At 36.8% G+C, this 12,636-nt stretch carries 10 protein-coding genes and 1 tRNA gene; 6 read left to right on the plus strand and 5 right to left on the minus strand.

Annotated features, from left to right (window positions below; genetic code table 11):
• Positions 1–81: 81 nt before the first annotated feature.
• Positions 82–990 (minus strand): aminopeptidase, encoded by a 909-nt coding sequence (locus IEV57_RS11240; RefSeq protein ID WP_188442814.1) that lies wholly within the window; start codon positions 988–990, stop codon positions 82–84.
• A gap of 172 nt (positions 991–1,162) precedes the next feature.
• Between IEV57_RS11240 and IEV57_RS11245 the strand changes: the two genes are divergently transcribed.
• The 4 genes from IEV57_RS11245 (at position 1,163) to IEV57_RS11260 (ending at position 4,570) form a co-directional block, all read left to right on the plus strand.
• Entirely contained in the window at positions 1,163–2,458 is a 1,296-nt protein-coding gene (locus tag IEV57_RS11245) for an OmpA family protein (RefSeq protein WP_188442816.1), read from the plus strand.
• A 70-nt stretch (positions 2,459–2,528) separates the two neighbouring features.
• Positions 2,529–3,179 (plus strand): uracil phosphoribosyltransferase, encoded by a 651-nt coding sequence (gene upp / locus IEV57_RS11250; protein ID WP_188442818.1) that lies wholly within the window; start codon positions 2,529–2,531, stop codon positions 3,177–3,179.
• A 6-nt stretch (positions 3,180–3,185) separates the two neighbouring features.
• Positions 3,186–4,115: a calcium/sodium antiporter gene (locus tag IEV57_RS11255; RefSeq protein ID WP_188442820.1), complete on the plus strand. Its 930-nt coding sequence runs from the start codon at positions 3,186–3,188 to the stop codon at positions 4,113–4,115.
• A complete protein-coding gene (locus IEV57_RS11260; RefSeq protein ID WP_188442822.1) occupies positions 4,112–4,570 on the plus strand; it encodes a hypothetical protein in 459 nt (152 codons plus the stop codon). Before IEV57_RS11255 ends, IEV57_RS11260 begins: the two co-directional genes overlap by 4 nt.
• Positions 4,571–4,602: 32 nt before the next feature.
• On the opposite strand, the gene IEV57_RS11265 is transcribed toward IEV57_RS11260, so the two are convergent.
• Positions 4,603–6,816 (minus strand): histidine kinase dimerization/phosphoacceptor domain -containing protein, encoded by a 2,214-nt coding sequence (locus IEV57_RS11265; RefSeq protein ID WP_188442824.1) that lies wholly within the window; start codon positions 6,814–6,816, stop codon positions 4,603–4,605.
• A gap of 123 nt (positions 6,817–6,939) precedes the next feature.
• Here IEV57_RS11265 and IEV57_RS11270 point away from each other — a divergent pair, with 123 nt between their 5' ends.
• Positions 6,940–7,080: a hypothetical protein gene (locus IEV57_RS11270; protein WP_188442826.1), complete on the plus strand. Its 141-nt coding sequence runs from the start codon at positions 6,940–6,942 to the stop codon at positions 7,078–7,080.
• A 436-nt stretch (positions 7,081–7,516) separates the two neighbouring features.
• Here IEV57_RS11270 and IEV57_RS11275 read toward each other — a convergent pair whose 3' ends face one another.
• On the minus strand, positions 7,517–7,939 hold the full coding sequence (locus IEV57_RS11275; protein ID WP_188442828.1) for an energy transducer TonB: 423 nt from the start codon (positions 7,937–7,939) through the stop codon (positions 7,517–7,519).
• A 1,058-nt stretch (positions 7,940–8,997) separates the two neighbouring features.
• Positions 8,998–9,729, minus strand: coding sequence for a LytR/AlgR family response regulator transcription factor (locus IEV57_RS11280; RefSeq protein ID WP_188442830.1), 732 nt, complete (start codon positions 9,727–9,729; stop codon positions 8,998–9,000).
• A 328-nt stretch (positions 9,730–10,057) separates the two neighbouring features.
• Between IEV57_RS11280 and IEV57_RS11285 the strand changes: the two genes are divergently transcribed.
• Positions 10,058–10,130 (plus strand) — tRNA-Met (locus IEV57_RS11285).
• A gap of 388 nt (positions 10,131–10,518) precedes the next feature.
• On the opposite strand, the gene IEV57_RS11290 is transcribed toward IEV57_RS11285, so the two are convergent.
• Positions 10,519–12,570, minus strand: a complete 2,052-nt coding sequence (locus tag IEV57_RS11290; protein WP_188442832.1) for a transporter-like protein — start codon at positions 12,568–12,570, stop codon at positions 10,519–10,521.
• Between the last annotated feature and the right edge of the window lie 66 nt (positions 12,571–12,636).

Here is a 12,636-nt window from a genome sequence, read left to right on the forward strand (position 1 = left end):
AAATAAAAATGCCCTTATCATCAAGGGCATGACAAATATATAAAAAAATGATTCCTATTCATTCATATTTTTGCTAATACATTATAGACGAGACATCAGAAATCTGTACAATTCAGTCATGGATGCTAAATCATAAAGTGCCACTTTTTCATTTGGAGAGTGAACATGGTCTTCTGGAGCTCCGATAAAACACCAATCAATGGCATAAGGAGAGAATTGAATTTCTCGTCCATCACTTCCTCCCGCATCTTCTACTTCAAGTTGAAATGGAACGCCACTCTCATGAGCCAAGGCAATTATTTTATTTAGAAAACTTCTTCGAGGGATATATTTATCTCTAATTGAAATTGCGACACCTTTACCATGTTCTACACCTTCGGTCACCCATGTGATATCTGATATTAAAGCTTGTTTAATAGGAGCTACTTCCATGATAAATTTTAACAAGTAGGGCATGCTTCCGCCACCATGTTCTTCATAAGTAGAAAAAACTACCCAGCCATCTTCCAAATCTTCGCAGATTTGAAGCGCATTATATACACCCAACCTATTGTCTAGATAGGCAGCTTGAATAAATTCTTCGTCTATTCTAACATTTTGAACAAATGAAAGACAAGTACCTCTATCTATCGCCCTTGGGAGGTCGTGAAACAACTCCCCATCAATATTTTTTAATCTACAAAATATTGGCCCTAGAGAATCCTGTCCACATAATAAAGTATTGTCTTCTAATTCAGGACCTCCAATGCTAATTAATTGATTTTCATATCGCGTCATGAAACCGATCGTATCGATGTGAGCGAATACAGCTGTACGGGGATTACCAAATTTTAGTAAAATACAATCGTGGAAATTTTCACCTTGGTAGACTTTTGGCAAAACCTTCCATGAATGCATGCGTTGTAAGACATAGTTTATAAGAAACTTTTGCATTGGTGATTCGTCACCTGACACACTCTGTATTTCTAATAAATCTTTTAAAAGTTTCATTTTGGCATTATTTATGACTGAATTGACGCGAATGTATAGCGAAAATTCTAAAAGAATTGGAATAAAGTTTAAAGATTTAAAAATTAAATATACATTTGTGTTAAGTTTAAAGTTTATAAATTTGCATTGAAATCAATTAAACACTCAAAATTTTGAAAAAAAATTTTTTACCATGAAAAAATTACTACTATCTACATTAATGATCGGAGCATTGACTTTAGGAGTTAATGCCCAAACAGACTACAACAAATGGTCTCTTGAAGTAAATGGCGGTTTCAATAAACCAATGGCTCCATTAACAGCCGGTTATTTGTCTCCAACATTGAATATTGGACATGCGGACTTAGGTGTTCGTTATATGTTCAATGAAAAATTTGGTGCGAAACTAGACTACGGTTTTGGTTCGTTCAGTGAGTCTGAAGGTAACAGCCCTTCTTTCTCTACAAACTATTGGAGATTGAACCTTCAAGGTGTTGCCAATTTAGGCAGAATCATGAATTGGGAGACTTTCTCAAGAAGAGTTAACCTACTCGGTCACTTTGGGGCTGGTTTAGGTCAAGTAAATCCACAGGAGAATGCTAATGCAGACTTCAATGATAACGTTTATAACTTTATCGCTGGTTTTACTGGTCAAGTTAAATTGTCTGAAAGAGTTGCCTTGAATGCTGACATCAGCACAATCATCAACGGTAGACAGACAACTTCATTTGACGGTGCTTCAAACATCAACCCAGGTACAATGCCTAATCCATCTACTAACAATGGATACTATGGAGCTAACGCTGTATGGTGGACAGGTACATTAGGATTGAGCTTCTACTTAGGTAGCAAAGACACACATGCTGATTGGTACATTGCTGCTGACAAGTATGCCACTAAAGAAGAATTAGCTTCTCAGATTGGTGAAATCAAAGATATGCTAAAAGATTCTGATGGTGATGGAGTTCCAGATTATTTAGACAAAGAGCCAAATACTCCAGCTGGTGCTAGAGTTGATTCACATGGTAGAACATTGGATTCTGACGGTGATGGTATTCCTGATCACTTGGACAAGTGTCCATTTGCTCCAGGTCCAGCATCTAACAATGGATGTCCTGTTGAAGAAGTGAAAGAAGTTGATTACTTCAAGAAAGCAATCAATGAAGGTTATGTGAATGTATACTTTGCATTTGACAGCGCTAATCCACTTGGTTACTCTGCATCTTCTGTAAACTATGTTGCTAACTTCTTGAAGAGAAATCCAGGAGTAAGTGTAGAGATCAAAGGATATGCTGATGAATTAGGTCCTGAAGATTACAACATGAAGTTATCTGAAAGAAGAGCTAAAGGTGTTTATGATCAGTTGGTAGCAGCTGGAATTGATGCTTCTAGATTGACTTACAAAGGATATGGTGAAGATACTAGTGTAGATAAGCAATCTGCTGATGCTAGACAATTAGCTAGAAGAACAAGCTTCGAAGTTAAATAAGATACAATATATCAAATGAAAACCCGATCTTTACGGATCGGGTTTTTTTTGTACCTAAATTTGCAGTATCATGTTTATTTTAAATGAAACCAATAGCATTGCTAATAACTTTCTATCAGAAATAAGGGATATTTCTGTTCATCAGGACAGGTTGAGGTTTAGAAAAAATCTTGAGAGACTTGGCGAGATTATGGCTTATGAAATCTCTAAGGACCTAGACTATAAAGAGACAGAAATTCATACCCCTTTGCAAAGTACAAGTGTAAACACACTTGATAATCAACCTATTCTAATTAGTGTATTAAGAGCAGCCTTACCATTTTATCAAGGGTTTTCTAATTTTTATGATCAAGCTCCATCAGGTTTCATAGGCGCTTACAGAGCAAAAGAGAACTCTATTGATTCTGCTATTTCTATCGACCTTGATTACTTAGCAGCTCCAGATCTAAATGGAAAGGAAATCATCCTGATAGATCCGATGCTCGCCACAGGTAAGTCATTTATCAAAAGTGTGGAAGCAATGATGCAAAATGGCATTCCAAAAATGATTCATATTGCCTCTGTCATTGCTGCGCCAGAAGGAATTAATTTTATTAACGCATCCATGTCAATCCCATTCAAAATATGGACTTGTGCATTGGACGAAAAACTCAACTCAAAATCATACATTATTCCAGGTTTAGGTGACGCAGGTGATTTAGCCTTTGGAGTAAAGCTTTAATTTAAAATGGTCTATTTAATATTAATACTAGGTCTTGGAATACTTCTTCTAGGGGGTAAGTTGCTGGTAGATGGTGCTTCTTCTATTGCTGCAAAGCTGGGGTTAAGTGCAGGATTAATTGGATTGACAGTTGTTGCATTTGGGACTTCCGCACCGGAGTTACTGGTAAGTGTGAATGCTGCATTGAAAGGGACGAGTGATATTGCTATCGGCAATGTGGTCGGTTCTAATATTGCCAATATTTCACTAGTGCTGGGCATAAGTGCTATTCTCTACCCCATAGCATTGCATATCAACGTTTTGAAATTAGATTACCTATTTACGTTGATCTCCTCTTCTCTATTCTTTATTCTATCTTATAACAATGTCATTTCAAGATTAGAAGGGCTTATTTTTGTAATTCTTCTGATATTGGTCAATCTATATATTTTCAAGAAACTAAGAGGAACCGAGCCAGAACTTACTGAAGAAGAAGCTGAATTATTGAAAAAGGAATCCACATGGAAGGCAGCGGGCTTGATTGTATTAGGAATAGCCGGCCTCTATTTTGGTTCTGACATGTTTGTAGATAGTGCAGTAGAGATTTCTAGAGTATTTGGAGTCAGTGAACGTATCATCGGAGTAACAGTAATTGCCATAGGCACAAGTCTGCCTGAGCTTACCACATCTGTCATCGCCGCCATCAATAAAAAAACCGACATTGCTATTGGGAATATTTTGGGAAGCAACATTATGAATGTACTCGGCATCATTGGAATTACTGCCCTTGTACAGCCGATTGAGGTTACGGAGCAATTCTTGAGTCAGGATTTTATTTGGATGTTGGTCTTGACTGTTATATTATTTCCTATTCTAAGATTTAGATTAAATGTTTCCCGTTGGGAAGGTGCGTTTTTAGTATTGTTCTATGCCGTATATCTCTTTTCAATCTTATGATCGCTTACTTGCTTAAATTCCTAGCAATTTACCTCACTTGTCTTTTTAAATTTGTAGCTGGCCCTATTTTGGGGTCAGCAGCAGGATATTCTATTTTAGAAAGTACAATTGTAACCGTCGCTGGGATGATGACTTCTGTATTTTTGATTACCTATCTTGGAGAGTGGATCAAGGCAAATTGGAATGTCAAAGTGACAAAAAAGCGAAATAAATTTTCCAAGAAAAACCGAAGAATCGTAAAGGTGTGGCAGAAATTTGGTCCTGTTGGGATTGCTGCCATTACTCCCATGCTTTTAACCCCAATCGGAGGCACCATCATTATGAGTGCTTTTCGTGTGGAGAAAAAAATTGTATTTATTTACATGTTTGTGAGTGGATTATTTTGGGCAATTCTGATGAGTGCATCGATTGAGCAAATTCTTTCAATCCCATTTATAGACAAGTTTCTTGGTTAAAAGTGTTTTTGAGGGCATCAAGTTTTTTGCTTTTATGCGGCTATACTTTCATCACTAAACGCTATTTCAAATGATGCGCCAGGATTGGAGGCTATTTTTAATTTTCCATTTATCTGTCTTGTCAGCGTACGTACGAGTTTCAATCCAAGGGATTTGGTTTTGTCTATATCAAGGTTTTCATCTAGTCCTTTTCCGGAGTCTTCCACCAAAAGTCGGTACGCACCAGGTGCTGTCTGGCTGAACTTGATATAAATATCTCCTACTTCTAAGTCTTCGAATGCATACTTTAGTGAATTGGACAACAATTCGTTTGTTATCAATCCAACGGGAACAGCCATATCCATATCCAAATTGATTTCATCAGCTTCTATGTGTACCTCTATTTGTTTGTCAGATCTATAAGTTTGAGTGAGGAAATCACTTAATTGAAGCATATATTCCTGCATATTTATTTTAGACAAATTTTCATATTGATAGAGTTTTTCATGAATCAAAGCCATCGTTTTAACCCTACTTTGACTTTCTTTCATGGCGTCTTTTACTTTATCATCAGCTAATCCTCGCGTCTGCATGCTCAAAAGGCTGGAAATTATCTGAAGGTTATTTTTCACCCTATGATGAATCTCTTTTAGGAGTAGTTCTCTTTCGCTATTTTGTTTTTCAATCTCTATATTTTTGGCAGAGAGGATTTCATTGTGTTTCTTTCTGGTGTTTGCTTGTACAAAAAACAAGCCTGCCAATCCTAAGAATAAGAGCAGACCTGCAACACTGAGGTAAATTTGAGCCTGTTGTTTTTCTCCTCTCAATTCTTGGATTTCTTTTTCGCTTTCCAGGACGGCTATGGCCTGATCTTTTTTCTCTGTCTGGTACTGTGTTTCCAACTCGGCTAACTGCTTGTTTTTAACTTCATTCAATACCGAGTCGCTGTAATTATGGAAAAGGGCCAAGTTATTATATGCTTTTTTGTAATCACCCAATCCTTCATAAGTTTCAGCAAGTCCTTGATATGAATTCTTTAATCCGATTATGTTTTTGAGCTCTTTTCTAATTTCCAGTGATTTTTCTATGTATCCTAGGGCCTTAGAGAAATCACCTTTTTTATTGAAAGCATATCCAGTATTGAATAGGAAACCTGCATAAGCCTCTGTTTTTTCATTTTTCAGAAACCTAGAAGTCTGTTCATAAAAATCTGCTGCTTTGTCATAATCTTCTTGGGAAAAAGCGATGTTACCCATTTGATTCAGGACCATTCCAATCTCCTCTCCCAACTCTTTAGCTTGAAAATATTGAAGTGCTTTTTGTGAGAAATAATAGGCCGAGTCTATGCTGTTGACATGATAATGATACTTTCCGAATTTATAATCGAGCATGGCATTTTCATATTGATTCCCTCTGTTTTGAAAAAAACCTTTACTTCTTAAGAGTGCTTCGTACTGTTTATCAGTTTCCCCTTTCAACTCATAAATATCAGACATTGCTGAGCTCAGTTTACTGATATAATATTCATTGTTGTTGCTTTCTGCTATTCGGAAGGCCAAAAGCAGGAGTTCTAAGCCTTCCTCTTGCTTATTTGTGTGACTGAATACAGAATTTTTATTCATATAAAACCCAACCCATCGCATGTTCATGGGGTCAAGAATCAGATTTAATAAAGAGTCTGTCATTTCAAAATATTGCAGAGCAGTAGGGTAATCAGACTGCTGATAGTACAGCAACCCAATATTTTCATAGACTTTACTGAGCGATGTGGTATCCGACAAAGACTCAAAAATTGGAATTGTTTCGTTGTAATTGATTATTGCAGAGTCATATTGACCAGAACGCTCTTGCATAACCCCTAAATTCATAGCCATTCCAGCAGCGTCACGCAGAGAACTGTCTTTGAGGTAGAATATCTTTGCATTTTTAAATGCGTTCTTCGCAAGCTTAATTTCACCTCTATAAAATTCCAATACACCCAATCCCTTATAGAGTGCAGCTGAGATTGCTGGTAAATTTTTTATCTCTTTACTTTGAATAGATTGATTGAAGAAATTAAAAAATTCAGGATCAAGGCTGTCCATCCCTTCAGTTTCGATCTTATAGAGGCTGTTTTTCGCTTTTTCGACATCTCCTGCTTTGATGGCAGTTTGATATTCTTTTTGATAAAAACTGAGGGAATCAACTAGCCACTGCGACTTCTGTGAAAAAGAGAAAAGTGGTATCCATAAGCATATGGCAAGGAAAAGAGTGGTCTTATGTTTCATTGATTCAGAAGCTGAGAAAGTTTGAAATTTAAAAGCGTATGGCAATCATTTGACAATAAAATACTTAAGTAGGTTGAATTTACAGAAATATTGGTAAGATATTCTTATTTAAGGCAATGAAATGTGATTGATAGCGAGGTCTTGTTGTCGACGGTCGACAGTCGACTGTCAACAGTAGATGGAGGTGAACTTCATGGAATGTTGTCTATGGCTACTTTTGTGGCATTCGGGATTAAAGTCTGGAGACTTTTGATGGCAGTTTGAAAACTGCAAGGATATGGTCCAAGTCATGAGACTTGAACTAGTCGACGGTCGACAGTCGACTGTCAACAGTTGATTGAAATGAACTTTATAGTCTATTATAAATAGCCACAGATAAGTAAAGTGGAGATGCGTGTTTACATGGATAATTATTTGCTTTACTTGTCGACAGGCGACGGTCAACAGTTGATTGAAATAAACTTCGTAATCTTTTATAAATGGCTAGGTGGAAGTAAGTGGAGATGGTTGTTTACATAGATAATTATTCGATTGATAGTCAGCAGTCTACGGTCAACAGTTGATTGAATGACCTTTATAGTCTATAATAAATGGTTATGGGTAAGAAAATGGAGATGCGAATGATCTCAAATTTCTAAATCAAATAAAAAACTGCCTTCTAAGATAGAAGACAGTTAGTAATTGATTAAACATATAACCTTTAATTTCTTAGCTCAAATCGTATAGGAAGTTGGTAAGCTACTTCTCTTGGTTGGCCATTTTGTAATGCCGGCGACCAATTAGGCATTTCTTGGATCAATCTTAGTGCTTCTTTGTCTAATTCAGGATGAACACTTTGTGCAACATATGGCTTTAAGATTTTTCCTTCTTTGGAGATTCTAAAGTTGATCAATACCACCCCTTCTACACCTTGTCTGAAAGCCATTTCTGGGTAAGTGATTTCTTGATGAATAAAGGCTGTCATGGCTTCTTGTCCACCGAGAAATTCAGGGAGCTCCATTTCTCTTAATTTCACTTCTTTAATTTCTTTACTAGAGCTGTTTGCCAGTAGCCTTTCTTCTTGAGCGGCAGCAGAGAGAATAATCAAAAAGGATACTGCGAAAACTGTTAGTGCATTTTTCATGATTCATTTGGTTTTGGTTGTTCAAAAATTATAAATGAATCTAGGCAGAAAAGACATGCTGCTTATTTCTAATGGGAGCATCATGCATGAAATGTGGAAGAAGTGAGGAAAAATGTAAAAGTGGGGAGGGGGATGGGGATTGGGGGATTGGGAGGTTATGTTGGAAGGTTGTAATGTTGAAAAGTTGGAAAGTTGGCTTGCGCGATAAGAGTTAGGGAGATTTAAAGATTGGGGATTGGGGGATTAGTTGGGTTAGGGATTGGAAGATTGAAAAATTTGAAGATTGGGGATTGGGGATTAGGGATTAGGGATTAGGGATTAGGGATTGGAAGATTTTGGGAGGTTATGTTGGAAGATTATAATGTTGAAAAGTTGGAAAATTGGCTTGCGCGATAAGAGTTAGGGTGATTTAAAGATTGGGGATTGGTGGATTGGGGGGATTAGTTGGATTAGGGATTAGTTGGGTTAGGGATTGGAAGATTGAAAAATTTGAAGATTGGGGATTGGGGATTAGGGATTAGGGATTGGAAGATTTTGGGAGGTTATGTTGGAAGGTTGTAAGGTTGAAAAGTTGGAAAGTTGGCTTACGTGATAAGAGTTAGGGTGATTTAAAGATTGGGGATTGGGGATTAGGGATTGGAAGATTGAAAAATTGGAAGATTGGAAGAACTTGTCCGCCGTGGGGGATTGGAAGATTTTGGGAGGTTATGTTGGAAGGTTGTAATGTTGAAAAGTTAGAAAGTTGGCTTGCGCGATAAGAGTTAGGGGGATTTAAAGATTGGGGATTGGGGATTAGGGATTAGGGATTGGAAAATTGGAAGATTGGAAGATTTGGGGGTTGGTTATTGGGGATTAGTTATTGGTTGAATGGGGATTGGGGGATTAGGGATTGGAAGATTGAAAAATTTGAAGATTGGAAGAACTTGTCCGCCGTGGGGGATTGGAAATTGGGGATTGGGAGGTTATGTTGGAAGGTTGTAAGGTTGAAAAGTTGGAAAGTTGGCTTGCGCGATAAGAGTTAGGGGGATTTAAAGATTGGGGAATTGGATTTGAGTTATTTAGAGTAATTTGATTTGATGAAGGAGCCAACTGTATTGATTTCTACTTATAGGTATTTCTTTGCCTGCGATATGAACAGCTTCTGCTTGTATTCCTTCAATTTCTTCGAGGTTGATCAAGTAGGACTTATGTACTCGTACAAACCGATTGGGATCCAATTTAGCTTCGAGTTCTTTTAGGATGGATCGAATAACGAACTTTTTATCTTTGGTAAATACATGTGTGTAGTTGGCATCTGCCTCAAAATAAATGATGTCTGCGAGTTTCAGCTTGACTAACATGCCATTTGTGCGGATAAAAAGGCTGTCTTTGAGCACAAATTCCTCTGATTTGTCCTCCGATTTCTTTGCCTGCTCTTTCGCATAGTTGGCCATAGCCATTTCTATGGCCGCTAAGATATCTTTTTCATTGTATGGTTTTACTAAATATCCGAAAGGATGCACTTCTTTTGCTCTATTGAGTGTCTGCCTATCTGAATAGGATGACACAATGATAAAAGGCAGGTGATAGTTTTCATTGATCTCAGCGGCAAGTTCTATCCCATCTTTTCCTCCTTTGATTTGAATATCCAAAAGTGCAAGATCAGGATTGCATTCTTCAATTAAGGCCAATGCTTCTCTAGCGCTGATTGCAATGCCGCAAACTTCATAACCTAGATCTTCTAATATATCCTTCAGATCCTCTGCAATAACAAGCTCGTCTTCAACAATAAGAATTTTTAATTTATTCAAAGCCTTCCAAATAGTTTGTGGTTAGAAAAATAAAAGATTGAATGTAAGTTAAATATGTAAGACAAAAAAAACCAAAGATCATCCTTGGTTTTTTTATTCAGATAGTCGGCAGTTGATGGAAATGAACTTCATACAAAATTGTAAATGGCTAGGGGTAAGAAAGTGGATATCCATATAGAGAGAGCAGGAATCTCTGTTTTTTGAAAAAATATTGAATATTATCCTTCAATATTTGCTTAGCATCAAAAATACCTCTACTTTTGTACCACGATATCAGCAAAGGCTGATAAAGTCTTAAAAAAAGCAATAAGATTTTATAAAAATATATCGCGGGATGGAGCAGTTGGTAGCTCGTCGGGCTCATAACCCGAAGGTCACAGGTTCGAGTCCTGTTCCCGCTACTTCGAAGGATACTGGAAACAGTGTCCTTTTTTTGTTTTGAAATAAACGTGTTTTTAAGCCCTTACCTACTCTGCCGCGGCAGAAAGGCACGGCGGACAAATGTTAATAGCACCGCCACTTCGTAGCATACTTGGAAGATTGTTTTGATATTATTTGAGGTAAGAACATCTTTAATGGAGTACTCCTATTAAGATTTCTGTACTTGAATGAATTCATTGTGAGATGGTTCACCTAAAAAAGGAATCCTAAAATGAAATTCACTCTATCAATTGATCAATCTGTTTATTTTGATTCAATTTATGCAGAAGAAATTCAGAGAATTTATACTTGACAAATAATTTGTTTCTAGCGTGAAAGCTAATATCCATTCCCCCTAATTTGGGCCTTTTATTCATTCAGCTTTGTCTTGATATCCTCTTCTTCTTGTTCCTCTTTGGGTGGCCATACAAAAACGCTTGGGCTATTTAAAAAATAAGTGAATACAGAGAGCGCTATTGCTTTAAACTCAGAAAGTGGAATTCGTCTTGTCCTAAAAGCCAAAAATATAGAAAGGCCGAAGCTTACCCAAAAATTCATAAAGCCTATGCTGAAGATTCCAATAAGGGACCATATGATCATGTCAGCAGAAAGCGTAAATCCAGCGCCATACATTCCTAGGGCGAAGTTGCCACTGGAAAAAGCAATGTGGCGTATATCTAAATTAAGTCCAAGAAAAATACCGATGGAAGCTGTACTTCCCATAAATACGCCAAACCAGAAATTAGACATTATTCCTGCCCACTTATTCTCAATGAATTGTGCGAGCCACAAGGGAAATTTTTTACCAAATTTCTTTTTAAGAAAAGGGTGTTTTCCAATTCTTGAATAGATGTTGTTGAATTTATTTCTATTGGCTATTACTCCAGCGATAATCCCTGACAAGAACAAAAAGACACCTGCAATGGCTGCATGAAGTACTGCTAGTGATTTAGTAGGATTGAGATTTTTTATCAACTCTTCCCATTTTGCTTCTGGAATATTGTAGTCCATATTGAGATCTACCAGATATACCACCAACATGGCCACAGGAAAAGCCATTATAAGATTTCCCATGAAAGCAACAATTTGAGAACGAAACACTTCAGAAAAGAGCTTAGCAAAAGCTTTGTGTTTGGTTGGCTTAGAGTCTCCATTTTTCATTCCTTTGTCTAAGGCTGAAATTAATGTGGACGCTGTCATTGCTGGTTGCTTGGTCGCTAAAGTGAAGCCGAGTAAATACAGAATGATAAACCCAATGGAGTAATTCATGCTGTAGAAAAAAGCTTCCCCAAAACTACTTAGCTCCCACTTTGATAGTAGGATTTTAGAAACACACATTAAACCAACCACTAATCCCCCTCCAATTGAGGTCAATAGCATTTTAAAATAATCTGTTCTGTTTTTGGTAATGTAGTGTTCTCCGGTTTTGGCGGTTTGCTCTGTAATTTCATAAGACAACAGTCGTGTGCCTTCGTCAAAAAACGTTTTAATTTTATTCTTATGGCAATTGAGCTTAATCAGTCTTTTCCCGAGGTTAATTGTATTTTCTCTTAAGTCATTTTCATTGGCTGCAGTAAGAAGAGGGAGGGTAACTTCCAAGCGAATCAATTGTCTTCTTATGCGTATTAAACTTTGATTTACCCTTATTGAGATTCCAAATTTTTTGCTGTTTTTGAATGCTTGATTGACGTAATCTTGACATTGTGAAAGCAACACAAAAAGATGCTTAAATTCTTCATCATCTGGATTGATATAATGTTTTTCGTCATTTAAAATCCGTTTTTCGATAAGGCTCAGATCGTTTTGAAAGGCTACAAAAGGACTTTTCAGGTTGTTATACTCTGGAACCATTTTCATCACTTTGGTTTCAAGTGCATTCCCGCACAGGCGCAAAGTCATTACTTCACAAGCGAACAACAACTCGGATAATGGCGAATCGACTTCTACAGAAGAATGAATTGGTTTGAACTCTAAAAGTGTAAATAAACTTCTTAGCTCACTTTGGTCAATTTCTTCTATCCAATCTGGATCGTTTGATTTATAGAAAATTTGATTTAGAATATACTCTAGGTTATTTTCTTCTGGCTGTCTCGGTAAAAATTTATTGAATAATTTCTCTTTTATTTCAAACAAGAAATCAGATTCCTTAGGGATACCTGCGTCACTTAGCACGGCATGAAAAATTTTCTCGTTCAATACCTCTTTGATATACTGAGCAAAATTTTCCCTGTAGGTATTGTTGTTTTTTAATAATTCAATTAGGGGATTTAAAGAAACGGGTGCTGCATTATCAATCATTTTTGGCCTAAACATGTCGACCAATTGTGCCAATAAATCGAGTTTTGTGTTTACATTTTGCCCTGAAGCATCTTCGAAATAGGTTTGGAAGAACTTCTCTAAATCTTGTTTATTTTTATCCATAGAAAGTAAAAATTCAAATTTAGTGGACTTTGTTGCTTATTGGTACTTTTATTTTTATGATTAAAT

It is taken from the genome of Belliella aquatica (assembly GCF_014637795.1).
GTDB lineage: Bacteria > Bacteroidota > Bacteroidia > Cytophagales > Cyclobacteriaceae > Belliella > Belliella aquatica.

Excerpts from the sequence above, each read along its gene's own strand:
- IEV57_RS11240 (WP_188442814.1), bottom strand. The coding sequence starts at position 990 with ATGAAACTTTTAAAAGATTTATTAGAAATACAGAGTGTGTCAGGTGAC.
- IEV57_RS11245 (WP_188442816.1), top strand. The coding sequence starts at position 1,163 with ATGAAAAAATTACTACTATCTACATTAATGATCGGAGCATTGACTTTA.
- upp (WP_188442818.1), top strand. The coding sequence starts at position 2,529 with ATGTTTATTTTAAATGAAACCAATAGCATTGCTAATAACTTTCTATCA.
- IEV57_RS11255 (WP_188442820.1), top strand. The coding sequence starts at position 3,186 with ATGGTCTATTTAATATTAATACTAGGTCTTGGAATACTTCTTCTAGGG.
- IEV57_RS11260 (WP_188442822.1), top strand. The coding sequence starts at position 4,112 with ATGATCGCTTACTTGCTTAAATTCCTAGCAATTTACCTCACTTGTCTT.
- IEV57_RS11265 (WP_188442824.1), bottom strand. The coding sequence starts at position 6,816 with ATGAAACATAAGACCACTCTTTTCCTTGCCATATGCTTATGGATACCA.
- IEV57_RS11275 (WP_188442828.1), bottom strand. The coding sequence starts at position 7,939 with ATGAAAAATGCACTAACAGTTTTCGCAGTATCCTTTTTGATTATTCTC.
- IEV57_RS11290 (WP_188442832.1), bottom strand. The coding sequence starts at position 12,570 with ATGGATAAAAATAAACAAGATTTAGAGAAGTTCTTCCAAACCTATTTC.